The organism is Paraburkholderia sabiae, from assembly GCF_030412785.1.
Lineage (GTDB): Bacteria > Pseudomonadota > Gammaproteobacteria > Burkholderiales > Burkholderiaceae > Paraburkholderia > Paraburkholderia sabiae.
Genome location: NZ_CP125295.1, coordinates 1,119,627 through 1,136,853 on the forward strand (window position 1 = coordinate 1,119,627; position 17,227 = coordinate 1,136,853).

Annotated in this window: 12 protein-coding genes; 5 read left to right on the forward strand and 7 right to left on the reverse strand. The window is 63.5% G+C overall.

Annotated elements, in window-relative coordinates; all coding sequences use genetic code 11:
• Window positions 1-185: 185 nt before the first annotated feature.
• Both QEN71_RS05110 and QEN71_RS05115 read left to right on the forward strand, forming a co-directional pair.
• Window positions 186-2,576, forward strand: a complete 2,391-nt coding sequence (locus tag QEN71_RS05110; RefSeq protein ID WP_201657953.1) for a UvrD-helicase domain-containing protein — start codon at window positions 186-188, stop codon at window positions 2,574-2,576.
• A complete protein-coding gene (locus tag QEN71_RS05115) occupies window positions 2,573-3,361 on the forward strand; it encodes a 5'-methylthioadenosine/adenosylhomocysteine nucleosidase (RefSeq protein WP_201657950.1) in 789 nt (262 codons plus the stop codon). Before QEN71_RS05110 ends, QEN71_RS05115 begins: the two co-directional genes overlap by 4 nt.
• A gap of 4 nt (window positions 3,362-3,365) precedes the next feature.
• On the opposite strand, the gene QEN71_RS05120 is transcribed toward QEN71_RS05115, so the two are convergent.
• Window positions 3,366-5,273 carry a propionate--CoA ligase gene (locus QEN71_RS05120; RefSeq protein ID WP_201657947.1) on the reverse strand — a complete coding sequence of 636 codons (1,908 nt, stop codon included), beginning with the start codon at window positions 5,271-5,273 and terminating at the stop codon, window positions 3,366-3,368.
• Between the two features lie 785 nt (window positions 5,274-6,058).
• Window positions 6,059-7,312 (reverse strand): MFS transporter, encoded by a 1,254-nt coding sequence (locus tag QEN71_RS05125; RefSeq protein WP_223962586.1) that lies wholly within the window; start codon window positions 7,310-7,312, stop codon window positions 6,059-6,061.
• 453 nt (window positions 7,313-7,765) lie between these two features.
• On the opposite strand from QEN71_RS05125, the gene QEN71_RS05130 reads away from it, so the two are divergent.
• On the forward strand, window positions 7,766-9,427 hold the full coding sequence (locus QEN71_RS05130) for a methyl-accepting chemotaxis protein (protein ID WP_201657944.1): 1,662 nt from the start codon (window positions 7,766-7,768) through the stop codon (window positions 9,425-9,427).
• A 647-nt stretch (window positions 9,428-10,074) separates the two neighbouring features.
• Here QEN71_RS05130 and QEN71_RS05135 read toward each other — a convergent pair.
• The 4 genes from QEN71_RS05135 to QEN71_RS05150 are packed head-to-tail and all read right to left on the reverse strand — an operon-like array spanning window position 10,075 to window position 14,938.
• On the reverse strand, window positions 10,075-10,935 hold the full coding sequence (locus QEN71_RS05135; protein ID WP_201657941.1) for an efflux RND transporter periplasmic adaptor subunit: 861 nt from the start codon (window positions 10,933-10,935) through the stop codon (window positions 10,075-10,077).
• Between the two features lie 13 nt (window positions 10,936-10,948).
• The gene (locus tag QEN71_RS05140; protein WP_147233624.1) at window positions 10,949-11,149 is read right to left on the reverse strand and encodes a DUF1656 domain-containing protein; all 201 of its coding nucleotides are present in this window, start codon (window positions 11,147-11,149) and stop codon (window positions 10,949-10,951) included.
• A complete protein-coding gene (locus tag QEN71_RS05145) occupies window positions 11,139-13,367 on the reverse strand; it encodes an FUSC family protein (protein ID WP_201657938.1) in 2,229 nt (742 codons plus the stop codon). The genes QEN71_RS05140 and QEN71_RS05145 overlap by 11 nt, the downstream gene beginning before the upstream one ends.
• Before the next feature lie 14 nt (window positions 13,368-13,381).
• Window positions 13,382-14,938, reverse strand: a complete 1,557-nt coding sequence (locus QEN71_RS05150; RefSeq protein ID WP_201657935.1) for an efflux transporter outer membrane subunit — start codon at window positions 14,936-14,938, stop codon at window positions 13,382-13,384.
• A gap of 162 nt (window positions 14,939-15,100) precedes the next feature.
• Between QEN71_RS05150 and QEN71_RS05155 the strand changes: the two genes are divergently transcribed.
• The gene (locus tag QEN71_RS05155; protein WP_201657932.1) at window positions 15,101-16,039 is read left to right on the forward strand and encodes a LysR family transcriptional regulator; all 939 of its coding nucleotides are present in this window, start codon (window positions 15,101-15,103) and stop codon (window positions 16,037-16,039) included.
• Between the two features lie 170 nt (window positions 16,040-16,209).
• Entirely contained in the window at window positions 16,210-16,371 is a 162-nt protein-coding gene (locus tag QEN71_RS05160) for a hypothetical protein (RefSeq protein ID WP_201657929.1), read from the forward strand.
• A gap of 17 nt (window positions 16,372-16,388) precedes the next feature.
• On the opposite strand, the gene QEN71_RS05165 is transcribed toward QEN71_RS05160, so the two are convergent.
• Window positions 16,389-17,219: a metallophosphoesterase gene (locus QEN71_RS05165; protein ID WP_201657926.1), complete on the reverse strand. Its 831-nt coding sequence runs from the start codon at window positions 17,217-17,219 to the stop codon at window positions 16,389-16,391.
• Between the last annotated feature and the right edge of the window lie 8 nt (window positions 17,220-17,227).

Here is a 17,227-nt window from a genome sequence, read left to right on the forward strand (position 1 = left end):
TCTGCCGGAAAATGCGTGGAAAGAATGCCTGGAACCTTGAATTATAAAGGGATGCGCAGGTGATGCACCTCGGCCAGACGACATTGGCCGAATGGCCAGGGGCAGAGCAGGGCGGCGTCAGCCTCCGACGCCCGGTCTTATAATGACGGACCACCCGCCGCAACCGTCGTTTTTCCTCCTGACTCATGCCCGAACTGCTCGCGAACCTGAACCCCGAACAACACGCCGCCGTCACGCTGCCGAACGAACCGGCGCTCATTCTGGCGGGCGCAGGCAGCGGCAAGACGCGCGTGCTGATCACGCGGATCGCGTGGCTGATCCAGCAAGGATTCGCGTCGCCGCCCACCGTGCTCGGCGTCACCTTCACGAACAAGGCCGCGCGCGAAATGATGTCGCGCCTGTCGGCGCTGCTGCCCATCGACACGCGCGGCATGTGGATCGGCACGTTCCACGGCCTGTGCAACCGGATGCTGCGCGCGCATTACCGCGACGCGGGCCTGCCGCAGACGTTCCAGATTCTCGACACGTCGGACCAGCTGTCGGCCATCAAGCGCCTGATGAAGGGCCTGAATATCGACGACGAGAAATATCCGGCTAAGAACCTGCAGTACTTCATCAACAACGCGAAGGAGCAGGGCCTGCGGCCGAAAGACGTCGACGCCTCCGACAACTTCAACCGCAAGTTCGTCGAACTGTATGAAGCGTACGACCAGCAGTGCCAGCGCGAAGGCGTCGTCGATTTCCCCGAACTGCTGCTGCGCTGCTACGAGCTGCTGTCGTACAACCCGCCGCTGCGTGCGCATTACCAGGCGCGCTTCCGCCACATTCTGGTCGACGAGTTCCAGGACACGAACAAGCTGCAATACGCGTGGCTGAAAATGCTGGCCGGCGAGCACAACGCGATCTTCGCGGTCGGTGACGATGACCAGTCCATCTATGCGTTCCGCGGCGCGAACGTCGGCAACATGCGCGACTTCGAAAGCGAGTTTAAGGTCCGCAATCTGATCAAGCTCGAACAGAATTACCGTTCGCACGGCCATATTCTCGATGCCGCGAATCATCTGATCGCGAACAATTCGCGGCGTCTCGGCAAGAATCTGCGCACGGACGCGGGCCACGGCGAGCCGGTGCGCGTCTACGAAGCTGCGACGGATTCGCAGGAAGCGGGCTGGATCGTCGAAGAGATTCGCGCGCTGATCAATACGGGCCTGTCGCGCAGCGAGATCGCCGTGCTGTATCGGAGCAACGCGCAATCGCGGACGATCGAACATACGCTCGTGAACGTGGGCATTCCGTATCGCGTGTATGGCGGCCTGCGCTTCTTCGAACGCCAGGAAGTGAAGCACGCGCTCGCGTATCTGCGCCTGATCGACAATCCGAACGACGACACCGCGTTCGCGCGCGTCGTCAATTTCCCGACGCGCGGCATCGGCGCGCGCTCCATCGAACAGCTGGCTGACGCGGCGCGTCTCTACAACTGCTCGATGGCGGCGGCGATTCCGTACGTGACGGGCAAGGCGGGCACGAGCCTCGGCACGTTCGCGAACCTGATCGCGAAGATGCGCGCCGAAACCGCGCAGATGAGCCTGCCCGAAACAGTCGAATACGTGGTGCGCGCGAGCGGCCTGTCCGAGTTCTATCAGAACGAGCGTGAAGGCCAGGAGCGGCTGGAGAACTTGCAGGAACTCGTCAATGCCGCGACCGCCTTCGTCAGCGAAGAAGGCTACGGCCTCGACACGCCCGCGCGTTCGATTCCGCTGCGTCCGGGTGCGACGTCCGCGCCTGAACTGGTCGTCTCGACCGACGATCCTGGCGTCGATGTGCTCGATGCCGCGAATCCCGCCGACCCCGCGCAAAACCCCGACACGATGACGCCGCTCGCGGGCTTCCTGTCGCACGCATCGCTCGAAGCGGGCGACAACCAGGCGCAAGCCGGCCAGGAAGCCGTGCAGCTGATGACGGTGCACGCGGCGAAGGGCCTCGAATTCACGGCGGTGTTCATTACGGGTCTCGAAGAAGGGCTGTTCCCGCACGAGAACAGCGCGATGGAGTCCGATGGGCTCGAAGAAGAGCGTCGTCTGATGTACGTCGCGATCACGCGCGCGAAGGAGCGGCTCTATCTGTCGTTCGCGCAGAGCCGGATGCTGCATGGCCAGACGCGCTACAACATCCGCTCGCGTTTCTTCGACGAACTCCCGCAGGAAACGCTCAAGTGGCTCACGCCGAAGGTCGAAGCGGGCGCGCGCTGGGGCGGCGGCCGCTCGGACAACGCCGCGTGGGGCCGCGACTGGTTCTCGCGCCCGGATCGTCAGCAGGGCGGCGGCTATCAAGGCGGCTATCAGGGCCGCGAAAGCTACGCGACGACCAACGCGCCGCTGCCTGCGTTCGCCAACGAACAACGCGCGGCGGACACGGGCTTCCGTGTCGGACAGCAGGTGTTCCACACGAAGTTCGGCGAAGGCACGATCACCGCGCTCGAAGGCGGCGGCGCCGACGCGAAGGCGCTCGTCAAGTTCAAGCGGCACGGCGAGAAATGGCTCGCGCTGGCCGTCGCAAAACTGCAGGCGGTCGAATGAGCGCGCTGCCTTCGGAAGCAACGATTCCGCGCCGTCCGCTTGGCGTGATGGCGGCGCTACAGCAGGAACTCGGCGATCTGCTGATCGCGATGCGCGCTGAAGGCGCCGTCGAAACCATCACGCACGGCAAGCGCGACTATCACATCGGCACGGTGCACGGCGCGCCGTGCGTGGTGACGCTGGCGCGCGTCGGCAAGGTCGCGGCGGCGGCGACGGTGAGCGCGCTGATTCACGCGTTCGATGTCGAAGCCGTCGTGTTCACGGGCGTCGCGGGCGGTGTCGGGCCGGCTGTGCGGATCGGCGATATCGTCGTCGCCGAATCGCTGATGCAGCACGACATGGATGCGTCGCCGCTCTTTCCGCGTTTCGAAGTGCCGCTGCTCGACATGTCGCGCTTCGCCGCCGATGCGCCGTTGACGGCCGCGCTGGCCGCTGCCTGCGAGCGTTTCGTCGAAGAAGAGGGCGATGCGCTGTCGCAGCGTTTTCTGACCGAGGCGCGTCCTGTGGTGCATCGCGGGCTGATTCTGAGCGGCGACCAGTTCGTTGCCAGCGCGACAGCCGTCGATATGCTGCGCGCCTCGTTGCCGGACGCGCTGGCCGTCGAGATGGAAGGGGCGGCGATCGCGCAGGTCTGCTACGAATACAACGTGCCGTGCGCCGTCGTGCGGACCATTTCGGATACGGCGGACGCGCATGCGCCCGCATCGTTCGTCACGTTCCTGACTGAGATCGCGGGCACGTATTCAAGCGGGATTCTCAAGCGGTTCTTGTTGGCGCGCGGCTAGGTCGTCACTTCGAAGTCAGCGCCGCCGCGACGGCTTCGCGAATCTGCTGCAACGCCGACGGATCCTCGATGGTTGGCAGATCGCCGGGATCGCGGCCTTCGGCGAGCGCCGCGATCGCGCGGCGCAGCAGCTTGCCCGAGCGCGTCTTCGGCAGCATCGAAACCAGCACGACATGCGCGGGCCGCGCGATCGCGCCGAGATGGCGATCGACGGTCGCGCACAGTTCGGCGGACAGTTTCGCGCGCGCATCGTCCGATTCGTACGCACCCGCATCGCGCACCACGACGAACGCAATCGCCGCCTGTCCCTTCACGGCATCCGTCACGCCGACCACGGCCACTTCCGCGACTGCCTTGTGGCCCGACAGCGCTTCCTCGATTTCGCGCGTGCCGAGTCGATGGCCCGCGACGTTGATCACGTCGTCGGTGCGGCCGAGGATCGTCACGTAGCCATCTTCGTCCTGAATGCCCCAGTCGAACGTCGAATAGACCTGCTGGTTCGGCACGCTTTCCCAATACGTTTTCACGAAGCGTGCATCGTCGCCCCAGACGGTCGACATGCAGCCCGGCGGCAGCGGATAGCCGAGCGTGATCACGCCTTTTTCGCCCGCGGGACACGGCTCGCCCGTGTGCTCGTTGCGCAGCGTCAGGTCGTAGCCGTAGCAGGGCACGCCCGGCGAGCCGAGCTTTTGCGGCAGCGCTTCGACGCCGCGCTGGATCGCGAGAATCGGCCAGCCGGTTTCCGTCTGCCAGAAGTTGTCGACGACGGGCTTGCCGAGCGAATCGGCGATCCATGACGCCGTCGGTTCGTCGAGCGGTTCGCCCGCCAGAAAGAGCGTGCGCAGGCTCGACAGATCGGCCTGCTTCAGCAGCGCCGGATCCTGCTTCTTCAGCACGCGAATCGCGGTCGGCGCGGTGAACATCAGATTGATCTTGTACTGCTCGACGAGACGCCACCAGATCCCGCCATCGGGACGGATGGGCGTGCCTTCGTACATGACCGTCGTCAAGCCCGCGATCAGCGGCGCGTAGACGATATAGCTGTGACCGACCACCCAGCCGACGTCGGACGCGGTGAACATCGTGTCGCCCGGCTTGCCCTCGAAGATGTATTCCATCGACGCCGCGAGCGCCACCGCATAACCGCCCACATCGCGCTGCACGCCTTTCGGCTTGCCTGTCGTGCCCGACGTATAGAGCACATATGAAGGTTCCGTCGATTCGAGCCATTCGCATTGCACATGGGCGTCGAAGAACTGCTCGCGCAGCGGCTCGTAGGCGACGAGGTAGGGCGCGTTCAGACGCTCGGGCGTCAGTTGCCGGTCGATCAGCAGCACGTGCGGCGTCTTGTGCGTCGCGCGCGACATCGCTTCATCGACGAGCGGCGTGTAGTCGATCACCTTGCCGGCGCGTGCGCCCGCATCGGCTGTCACGATCAGTGCGGGCTTGGCGTCGTCGATACGCGCGGCGAGATTAGGCGCAGCGAATCCGCCGAACACGACCGAGTGGATCGCGCCGAGCCGCGCGCACGCGAGCATCGCGAACACGGCTTCGGGGATCATGGGCAGATAGATCAGCACGCGATCGCTGCGCTTGACGCCGAGCGAGCGCATGACGGCCGCCATCCGGTTCACTTCCGCGTGCAGTTCGGCGTAGGTGTAGCGCCGCTCGATGCCCGTTTCCGTCGATACATAGACGAGCGCGTTTTGTTGCGCGCGTTCCGCGAGATGCCGGTCGACCGCGTTGTGACAGAGGTTCGTCCTGCCGCCGACGAACCAGCGCGCGAAGGGCGGATTCGAGCGGTCGAGGACGGTGTCGAATTTTGTTTCCCAATGGATGCGGGTGGCTTGCTCGCGCCAGAAGTCTTCCGGGGATTCGATCGAGCGGCGGTGGAACTCGCGGTAGGAGGTCATTGGGATGTCCAGTTTTACGCTGACGCGGGTCTGGACAGGATAGGGCACGCCGTGCGGCGTGGGCAACGCGGGTTCACCATGACTTTTTTTTCGTCTGCGACGCTAGTCGTTGTTCTGGTTTTTTCGCTTTTGGGTTTCTGGTTTTTGGTTTTGGTTTTGGTTTTGGTCTTTGGCTGGCTGGCTGGCATCCGCGAGGCCACGTCGTAGTTCATGCGTTGCCCCTGTGCGGGGCGGCAGTTACTTTCTTTGCCGCCGCAAAGAAAGTAACCAAAGAAAGCGGCTTCAAACCTCCGGTGCCTGCCCGGATACCGCTACGACACATGTTCCTTGAGCTGTCGCGCAACAACGTCCGCACTCCGTAGAAAGCCCGTAATGAGGCGCGCGCGGCGCGAAAGATGACATTCCCTTGGAGCACATTCGGCCGGCTTGTTTTTTTGTGTGTTTGCCGTCCGTCTGATTGCGGCGGTATGTGCTCCAGACTGTATGTGGGGGGCGCCGCGCGCGGTTGACCGCGGGCTTTCTACGGAGTGTTGGCGTCGCTGAGCGACAGCTCAACTGTGGCATGCCGCAGCGTTATCCGGGCGGGCACCGGAGGTTTGAAGCGGCTTTCTTTTGCCTACTTTTCTTTGCCGCTGCAAAGAAAAGTAGGTGCCGCCCCGCACAGGGGCGACGCCTGAAGCACCGATACGAAATCGCGGATGCCACCGCAGCCAAAAGCAAAAAGCGAAAAGCGAAAAGCAAAAAGCAAAAGCAAAGCATGGCGACTGCGTCGCAGACAAAAAAACTCAGGCTTTGGCAGAAGCCCGCTTCCCCTCAATATCCGGCAGAAAAACAGTCAAGATCCCAAGCAACGGCAAGAACGAGCAAACCTTGTAGACATAAGGAATGCTGGTGGCATCAGCCAGCTGCCCGAGCACGGCAGCCCCAATCCCGCCAAGCCCAAACGCAAACCCAAAGAACAGCCCGGCGACCATCCCCACCTTCCCAGGAATCAATTCCTGCGCATACACAAGAATCGCGGAGAACGCAGAAGCCAGCACGATCCCGATGATCACGGTCAGCACGCCCGTCCAGAACAGATTCGCATACGGCAGCAGCAGCGTGAACGGCGCGACGCCGAGAATCGATACCCAGATCACATACTTGCGCCCGATCCGGTCGCCCACCGGTCCACCGATCACCGTACCCGCCGCAACAGCCGCAAGGAACACGAACAGATGGATCTGCGCTGCCTGCACAGGCAGATGGAACTTGTCGATCAGATAGAACGTGAAGTAACTGTTGATGCTCGTCAGATAGAAGTACTTCGAGAACACCAGCAGTACCAGAATGCTCATCGCGAACGCTACCTTGCCGCGCGACAGCGTCGCGTGCGGTGCGGCGCCCGTGCGCGCCTTCTTCGTCGCGGGGTGATGCTTGTACCAGCGGCTGATATGCGTCAGCACCAGAATGCCGACCAGCGCCGCCGCCGAAAACCACGCGATGCTGCGCTGGCCATGCGGAATCACGATCAGCGCAGCCAGCAGCGGTCCGAGCGACGAACCGGCGTTGCCGCCCACCTGAAACAGCGACTGCGCAAGACCATGCTTGCCGCCCGACGCCATGCGCGCAACCCGCGACGACTCCGGATGGAACACCGACGATCCGCAGCCGACCAGCGCCGCTGCAATCAGCAGCACGCCGAAGCTCGGCGCAACCGACATCAGCAGCAGACCCGACAGCGTGAAGCCCATGCCGACAGGCAGCGAGTACGGCTTCGGATGCTTGTCGGTGTAAAAGCCGACGAGCGGCTGCAGCAGCGATGCGGTGATCTGATAAGTGAGCGTGATCAGGCCGATCTGTCCGAACGACAGCGAGAAATTGGCCTTCAGCATCGGATAAATCGCAAGGATCAACGACTGGATCATGTCGTTCATCAGATGCGAAAAACTGATCGCGCCGAGAATCGAATAAACGGTCTTCGCTTGCGGCTTGGCAGCCGGAGCAGAAGCTGAAGCAGTGGCGCCAGCCAGGGCGCCTTTGTCGAGGCTGGTTTCCATGTGGTCGGTCAGGAGAGGTGGCTCGGAAGCGCGCGCCGGCAGTTGCGGCAAACGGTCGGCGGCGAGATGTTTTTAGCGTTTGTTGAAGTGTAGTTTGTCTCGCGCCAATTGTCCGGCCAAGTTTTGTCGCGTTTCGGACATCGATCGACGGGCGGCGTGCCCGTTTTCTGGGCGAAACGCACGCCGCGTCGAAGCGTCGAACGGCGTGTCGGGTGTTTCGGGCGACGCTCGACGGCAGATGCCGGTGCAAATCGTGGGAAATCTGCCCAACGAATTTTGGCCAATGTATAAATCCGACGCGGCGCGCGGCTCATGAGGCGGCGCGCACAGGACCGGGAAAATCGCACACGGACGGCCTCAAGAACGTCGCCGGCGATGCCGTCATCCCGGAGAGAAAAGCAGCAATGCCGGAACTGACCTTTCCGGTAGGGAAATACAAGTGGGGACGACAACATGAAAGCAGTTACGCTGGGTGGCCAGCCGGGCGCGGGGTTCGTGCCGGATGGCGAAGCGGCCGGGGGGCCGGCGCGTTCGGGCAAGCGGGGCATGAAGCTGCGCGGCTGGTCCGTGAAGAAGACTTTGCGCCTCGCATTTGCGGTTTTGCTGGCGGGCACGCTCGCCATCGGCGTGTTTTCGCTCGCGCAGATCAGCCGCCTGAACGGGCAGATGCGCTCGATCTACGAACAGGGCCATGTCGCCAGCCGGGCCGCCGAGGAAGCGCGCGGCTATCTTCTGCGCGCAAGCCGCGCCCAGAAGATGCTGCTGACGGCGACGACCGCAAAGGAACGCGACGAACTCGGCGCCGATATCGACAAGGGCCTCGCGGGTCTGTCGACCGAACTCAACACGCTCCAGCAATATGCCGACACCGCGGACGCCGCCGCGCAGCAGAAGAAGTTCGCTGACGCGATCGGCGTGTGGAGCGGCCATCTGCGCGACTTCGTGACGCTCGTGAAGGCGCAGCCGCTCGATCTGTCGCAGATGAACTGGCAGGTCGGCACGATGGACGTCTCGATGCTGGTCGAAACGGGCAAGCTCGAAAAGCTCGTCGACGAACTCGTCGCGCAACGCGGCAAGGCCGCGAAGGCGACCATCGATGCGTCGTCGTTCATCTATCAGTCGTCGTTCGTGATGATGGCCGTGATGACCGTCGCGCTGATCGTGCTCGCGTTCGTGATCAGCGAGTGGGTCGTGCGGCGCCTCGCGCGGCAGCTCGGCGGCGAGCCCTTGTACGCAAAGGAAATCGCGAGCCGTATCGCGGCGGGCGATCTGTCGAACGACATCGTGCTCGGCAAGCGCGACAACTCGAGCATGCTGTCGGCGTTGCGCGACATGCAGAACGGGCTGTCGTCGACGGTCGCGCATATTGCGTCGAGCGCCGAGGCGATCGCGGCGGCGTCGGGCGAGATTTCGATGGGCAATCTCGATCTGTCGCAACGCACCGAGCAGCAGGCGATGGCGCTCGAACGGACGGCGAGCAGCATGGAAGAGCTGACGTCGACCGTGCGTCAGAACGCGGACAACGCGAAGCAGGCGCGCACGCTGGCCGACAACGCATCGGCGATTGCGGAGAAGGGCGGCGACGTGGTGGGCCGCGTGGTCGCGACGATGGGTGAGATCAACGACAGCGCGAAGAGCATCGGCGACATCATCGGCGTGATCGAAGGGATTGCGTTCCAGACCAACATCCTCGCGCTGAACGCGGCCGTCGAGGCGGCGCGCGCGGGCGAGGAAGGGCGCGGCTTCTCGGTAGTGGCGGGCGAGGTGCGCAACCTGGCGCAGCGCAGCGCTTCCGCGGCGAAGGAGATCAAGGGGTTGATCAGCGCGTCGGTGGAGCGGGCGAGCAACGGCTCGCAACTCGCGCAGGACGCGGGACAGACGATGGGTGAGGTTGTGCGCGCTGTGAAGCGCGTGACGGACATCATGGGAGAGATCTCGGCTGCTTCCGCCGAGCAGAGTTCTGGGATCGAGGAGATTAATCTGGCTGTGTCGCAGATGGATGCTGGGACTCAGCAAAACGCTGCGCTTGTTGAGCAGGCTACTGCGGCTGCGCGGGCTCTTGATGATCAGGCTCAAGGCCTGAAGTTGGCTGTTGCCAAGTTCTCGCTTCGGTAGGGCTTTTGCTTTTTGCTTTTTGCTTTTGGCTGTGGTGGCATCCGCGATTTCGTATCCGTACTTCACGCGTCGCCCCTGTGCGGGGCGGCACCTACTTTTCTTTGCAGCGGCAAAGAAAAGTAGGCAAAAGAAAGCCGCTTCAAACCTCCAGTGCCCGCCAGGATGGCGCTGCGGCGTGCCGCAGCTGAGCTATCGCGCAGCGACGCCAACACTCCGTAGAAAGCCCGCAGTTAACCGCGCACGGCGCGAAACCCCTACACACAGTCTGGAGCACATACCGGCGCAATCAGACCGACTGCAAACGCACAAAAAACAAGCCGGCCGAATGTGCCCCAGATGGATGTCATCTCTCGCGCCGCGCGCGGTTGACTGCGGGCTTTCTACGGAGTGTTGCGTCGCTGCGCGACAGCTCAAAGAAACATCTGCCGTGGCGTTATGCTGGCAGGCACCGGAGGTACAAAAGCGGCTTTCTTTTGCCTACTTTTCTTTGCCGCTGCAAAGAAAAGTAGGTGCCGCCCCGCACAGGGGCGACGCCTGAAGCACGGATACGAATTCGCGGATGCCACCGCAGCCAAAGCCGAAAAACCAAAAAAAAACCAAAAAACCAAAAACAGAAATAGCGACTGCGTCGCAGACAAAAAACCCGTTTACGACGGCGTAACAACGACCGTACACGTCGTGCCAGCCGACAACAAAACCCCATCTGGAACAGAATCAATCTTCACCCGCACAGGCACGCGCTGCGCCAACCTAACCCAATTAAAAGTCGGATTAACATCAGCAAGCAACTCACGGCTCTGCGGATTATCCCGATCATAAATTCCTCGAGAAATACTCTCGACATGCCCCTTTAAAGTCCCGCCGCTCATGAGGCGAATATCAGCCTTATCGCCGACCTTCACATGCGGCAGCTTGGTCTCTTCGAAGTACCCATAAACCCAGAACGAATTGCTATCGACGACAGCCAGTTTCGCCGAACCGGCAATCGCATAATCACCGCGATACACGTTCAGGTTCGTCACATACCCATCGACAGGCGCCACCACCCGCGTGCGTTCGAGATTGAGCTTCGCGGCACCGAGCGCAGCAAGCGCCTGCTGATACTGCGCTTCGGCAGCCGAAGCCGTATGCGTTGCGTTCTCGCGGCTTTCCTTCGACACGACAAGGCTGTCCATATCAGCACGCCGCTGCGCATCGTCACGCCGCATCTGCAACTCGGCCTTGCGCGCGGCAACGGCCGCCTGCGCCTGCTCGACGGCAATCTGGTAGTGCGACGGATCGATCTGCATCAGCAGGTCGCCCTTGTGCACGAACTGGTTGTCGCGCACCGGCAGCTCGACCACCGCGCCCGACACGTCCGGCGCAATGTTGACGACTTCGGCGCGCACGCGGCCGTCGCGCGTCCACGGCTCGTCCATGTAGTGCACCCACAGCGCACGGCCGATCAGGATCGCGACGACGAACACGATGGCCGTCGCGATGAATCCAATGATGTTTCTGATAGTCATGATTCGACTCTTCTTAACGATAAACGGCGAGGCCCAACACGCCGCACACACACACGAGCAGGCTCGCGCGGAACAGGGACGGGTGCCACACGACGCGATACAGGCCCGTCCAGGCCATCGCGCGATCGAGCACCCAGGTGATCGCGGCGCCCGCGATGAACAGCAGCACGATGGCAGGCACGTACGCGTCGAGTACGGCAATCTCACGTGGCATGACGAACTCCTTGTGGCGCGTCGCCGTTCGTGTCGCCCGCACCGCCGAGTTGCCCCAGCGGCGATTGCGGATCGAGCAGCGCGCTCCGGATGAAATGCAGATGACTCAAAATGCGTTGCAACTGATGTCGCTCGTCGCGCGGTGGCGTGAAGGTCGCAAGCGTCTGCTGGACGGCGGCGATCGCATCGGCCGTCGCGGCCAGTGCACTGTCCAGACGCTCCGCGCGCGGACGCTCGAATAGCCGGCTCACGGCCGAGCAGGTCGCGCGCAAGCTGACGCGCCACGGCATCGACGGCGCGTAGCGCGCATCGCGCGGCAGTGTTGCGACTTCGCTGCGCAGATCGATTACGGCATTACCGATCTCCAGCACCGCGAACATCCAGCGCATCGTGTCGCGTCGCACGTCGGCTTCGCTCGCCGCGAGCGCGTTGATCTGATGCATCAGGTCGCGCGCGCCGCTCTCGAAGCGCGTACGCAGCCGCCACAAGCGTCCGATGCGTCCGCGGCACGCGAGCACGACCTGCGCGCGCAGATCGATCAGCAGCCGGTTGCGCAGCCACGGCGTCGACGGCGGCAGCAGCACGGCGAATGCGATCGACGCGACCAGCATCGACAGCGCGAGCGCCAACGCGTCGTTGATGAAGCTGCTCGGGTCGTAATGAATCACGTTGTCCGGGCCCGCGAGAAAGCAGAAGAAGATGCAGTAGCCGACGCCGTAGCCCGCGAGCTTCGGGCGCGTCGTCATCCACACGCCGAGCGCGAGGAACGGTGTCAGTGCGGCGCACAGCAGCGGAAAGCCGTCGATATGCGGATAGATGCCGAACGTCAGCACCATCGCGAGCGTCGACGACAGGATCGTGCCCGCCGCCATCTGGAACGCGGTGCGCGTCGGATTCGGCGACGATGACGCGAGCGCGCAGACGGCCGCCGCGTTCAGCGTCAGCGTCGAGCCGCTCGGCCACGCGGTCGCGATCCAGAACGCGCCGAGGATCGCCATCACGATGGCCGCGCGCAAGCCCGCGACGCCCGCCGCGATGCCGTTCGTTTTCGGCTCGTAATGAGCGATCCAGCGCTCGCGTTCGTGCGTCGCTACAGCAAGCGATGCGTAGGTCGCGGCATACGCATGCAGATCGTCGACGAAGCGGTAGAGCAGTTCGGCGCCCGTGTCGAAATCGAGCAGCGGCACGTCGGCGCGCTGTTCGAGTTCGAGGCGCGTCGCGCGCGCACGCTTCGGCAGGTCGGTCTTGAACGCTTCGAGTTGGGCCGCCGCGTGCGCTGCGTCGGCGGCCGTCAGCACCGGCTCGCCCGATTTGCTCAGCAGCGGCGAAATCTCGCGGAAATACGGTTCGAGCGCATCGACAGCGGCCGTCGCGCCCGCCGCGTTCGACACGCGCAGCCGGTTCATCAGCTGATGCAGTGCGTGAAAGCGCGTCGATACCGTCATGAACTCGCTGTTCAGTCGCGACAGACGGCCGTTGCGCATCCGCGAATCGGGGCTTTCGAACACGGCCACGCTGCGCACGGCCTCGAAGCCGACCACATCGGCGACGAACTTCGCGTTGGTGTCCTCGATGCGCGCGCGATCGACGTTGCCCGACAGCGCCGCGCACACGTAATCGACAAACGACGAGAAGCGTGCGCGCACGGTGCTGCGCATCTGCTCGCCCGCGTGCTGCGGAAACACCAGCGCGCTCACGATGCCCGAAGACACAATGCCGACCACGATTTCAGCGACGCGCGTGAGCGCCGACATGAACGCGCCGTCGGGATGCTGCGAGGCGGGAATGCCGATCAGCGCGGCCGTGTAGCCCGCCAGCACGAAACCGTACGAGCGGAAATTACGGTTGCGCGCGGCGCCCGCCGTGCAGATGCCGACCCAGATTGCCGTCGAGATGATGAACAGTTCGGGCTGCTGCGCAAACAGGCCGATCAGCGCCATCATCACGACGAGTCCGATCAGCGTTCCGCAGATCCGGTAGAAGCTCTTCGCGAAGACCATGCCGCTTTGCGGCTGCATCACGATGAAGACGGTCGTCATCGCGGTGCGCGGCTGCGGCAGGTCGAGCTTCATCGCGATGCCGAGCGCGAGAAAGCACGCGGCGAGCGCCTTGAACAGATAGATCCACGTGCGGCCGTCGGTGCGCGCCCAATCGAGGAACGCGGCGTAGAGCGCGCCGGGTGAGGGCGGCGTGCGCGTGGTGGAAGAATTCGAGGACATCGGCGGCGCTCCTTTTAGTGCGCGGCGGGCGTGGCCGTCGAGGCCGCTTTCGTCGCGCCGTCGCTCGTGCCGTTGTTGCTCTTGCCCTTGCCATGTCCAGGCAGCACTTCCTTTTGCGACGGACCATCCGAGGGATCGATCACACCGCCGCCGAGCGCCGCGACGAGCGTCGCGTGCGCCTGAAGCTGCCCCGCCTGAACCTTCGCGACGCCTTCCTGCGCGCGCAGCAGTTGCGTCTGCGCGATCAGCACGTTCACGTAGTCGGTCAGGCCGCGACGATAACCTTCGCGCGCAAGCTGATACGTCTTGTTCGCCGTCGCGACGGAGCGCTGCGCGTCGTTCAGCTGCGTATCGAGCGAACGCATCCGCACGACTTCGTCGGCGATTTCCTTCAGCGCGGTCACGATCGACTGGTTGTATTGCTCCACAGCCACGTCATAGCCCGCCGACGCCGCGCCCAGTTGCGAACGAAGACGTCCGCCCGTGAAGATGGGCAGCGACAGCGCCGGACCCGCTGTCCAGCCGCCCGCCTGCGACTTCAGGAAACCGAACAGCGGCCCCATCGCCGCATAGCCGCCGACGGACGCGAGCAGATCGATGTTCGGATAGAAATCGGCCTTCGCGACGTCGATCCCGCGCGCCTGCGCCGCGACCGTCCAGCGCGCCGCGACGATATCCGGGCGATGGCCGATCAGTTCGGCGGGCATCGTCGACGGCAGGCCCGCGAAACCGGACAGCGCGAGTTGCGGACGCGTGATCGAATCGCCCGCGCCGGGGCCTTTGCCCGCGAGCGCGGCCAGCTGGTTGCGGCCGAGCGCGATCGATTCCTCGATCGCGTCGATTTGCCGTTCGTATTCGGGCAGCGGCGTTTCCGCCTGCGCGACTTCGAGCTGCGTGCCGATGCCGCCTTTCAGCCGCCGGTTGGCGAGCGCCGCGACCTGTTGCTGCTGTTCGAGCGTCGATTTCGCGATGTCGAGTAGCGCGTAGTTCAGCGACATCTGGATATACGCGCGCACGATGTTCGCTTCGAGTTCGAGCTGGGCGGCGCGGTAATCGGCGGCGCGCGCGTGCGCGACGTCGAGCGCTTCTTCGGTCGCGTTCTTGTCCTTGCCCCACAGATCGAGGTGATAGGAGAGGCCGAGTTCGGCGGTGTTGTTCCACGACTGCTGGCCAGCCAGTTCGCCCGGACCGTAGAACACGTTGTCCGGCCACTGCTTGCGCTGGATCTGCATGCTGCCGTTGACCTGCGGCAATTCCGCCGACTTCGCGACGCCCGCGATCGATTGCGCCTCGCGCACGCGCGCCTGCGCCGCCGCGAGCGACGGATTGCCCGCCTGCGCCTGTTCGATCCACGCATTCAGCTGCGGATCGTTATAGGCGCGCCACCAGTCGGCGGCAGGCCATTGCGCGTCGGCATTGGCCGCGCGGATCGCGGCGCCGACGTCGAGCGACGCGGGATCGTTGCTGGTCGATTGGGGCGCGATGTGTCCCGTGCTCGCACAGCCGGCGATTATCAACGAGATCGTAAGAACCGACAGTGCGGCGATCCCTTTTTTTACCGGAAACTGCACGATTTGCTCCCCAAATGACGATAGAACCTTGTAGGGGATTATATTTTTCCCTTAATTAGCGAATAACCCGCAAGGATGTAACGCATACTTACGGAGAATGAGATAATCGCCTTTCCAAATCGTGCAACAATCCTTCCCATACAGAAAGATTGGGTGTGAAACATGGATACGCTTCAGAACATGCGCGTATTTGCCCGCGTCGTCGAAGCGGGCAGCTTTACGGGCGCGGCCCAGCATCTCAATACGACGACGGCCTACGCGTCGCGCGCCGTGTCCGATCTGGAAGCGCATCTGCGCACGCGTCTGTTGAACCGCACGACGCGCCGCATCGCGCTCACGGAAGCGGGCGAGCGCTATCTCCAGCGCTGCGAACAGATACTGGCGTACGTCGATCAGGCGGAAGCCGAGGCCAGCGACGCCCATGCGCGTCCCTCCGGCAAGCTCAAGGTTCACGCGATGACAAGCTTCGGCCAGCACTATGTGGTGCCTGCCATGGGGCGTTATCAGCAGCGTTATCCCGATGTGCATCTCGAACTGACGCTCGCGCAGCGTATGCCCGATCTGCTCGACGAAGGCTATGACGTCGCGCTCGTCCTCGCGCAGAGCCTGCCCGATTCGGGGCTGGTGTCGCAGCGTCTGGGCAGCGCGTTCAGCATCGCGTGCGCGTCGCCCGATTATCTGGAGCGTAACGGCGTGCCGCAGACACTTTCGGATCTGCGCGGTCACACCTGCCTGCAAATGATCACGCCCGTGATGCCCGCCGACGAATGGACCTTCGACGGCCCGAACGGGCAGGAGACGCTGCATCTGGGCGCGGCGACATTCCAGATTAACGTGGCAGAGGCGATGGCCGTGGCGGTGCGCGAAGGCATGGGCGTCGCGGTGCTGCCCATCTATTCGGCGATTGCCGGCCTGCGCAGTGGCGAACTCGTGTGGATTCTGCCGGAGTACATCTCGCAGGAGATGAACGTGTACGCGTTGTATCCGTCGCGGCAGTATCTGGACGCGAAGATCCGCACCTGGGTTGAATTTCTGCGCGACGAACTGCCCGCGACGCTCGCCGCGGATCAGGCGGAGCTGCGCAAGTTCGCGCGCACTTGAAATAGCCACCTTTGGCACGACATGCGTCGGACAGCCTTTGACGGACTGTTACATCCCCATGTCGCGCCGCAACACTTGCTTACTTTCCTCGCGGCATCGGGTTTGCTAACGTTTCATCAAGGGCCGACGAGTTTCGGCGCGCAAGCACATCTGGAATCGAAGAGGACAACATGGATACGCATCTGCTGATGATCGGCGTCGCCGTCATGGTCGGACTGATTGGAATTGCCGCGTCGCGCGATCTGCTGCGACGGATGAAACCGCAACCGCGCCTCGTGCCGATCCGCGTCGAGCGGCCGGTGCGGCGCTCGCGCGATATCAGCGGAATGTGATCGCAGGCTTTCCTGCGTCAGATTTCGACCACTTTGGTCCACGCGAACGCCGCGTTTTCGAGCGCGCGGGTGCGCCGGTCGAGATAGCCGCGCGGATTGCACACCACGCGCGTGCCGTTTTCCACGTAATCGAATGCGGTATGCGTATGGCCGTGCACCCACAGCGCGACAGGTTCGCGCACGAGCGACGGCAGATCGTTGACGAATCCCGCTGAAGCCAGGTCTGCCGCGTAACGCTCGGCGAGACTGCGCCGGTGCGGCGCATGATGCGTGACGACGATCGTCTTGCCCGCGAACGGTTTCGCCAGTTCGCCTTCGAGCCAGCCGCGTGCGTGGCGATGCAGCGCGAGCGTGTCGGCGGGCGTGAGGTTGCGGGGCGTGTTGTCCTGCAACGTCTCCGCGTTCGCTTCGTTGCCCGCTGTCCACGTCACCTGAATCAGCCCGCGATAATCGAGCATCACACGCTCGGCGGCGGCAATCGATATCGCGCGCGTCTCTTCATCCGTCCCATACAGATCGAAGTCGGTCCACAGCGTCGTGCCGAGCACGCGCCATTGCCCGCGTGGATCGACGAGCGTCTCGTTGTTCAGATAATGCAGATTGTCGATGCTCGCGGCGGCATCGCGCATCGCCGCTTCCAGTGCGCCGAATTCGCCGTCGTAATACTCGTGATTGCCGGGCACGTACACGACAGGCACCGCTTCGTCGAACGTTTCGGCGGCCCAGCGCAAGCCTTCGGCGTGGTTATGAATGTCGCCTGCCAGTATGACGAGATCGGCGTCCGCATGCGGGATGATTTCCGGCGTGTCGTTTTCCAGATGCAGATCGGACAGCACGCGAATTTTCATGGACGCCT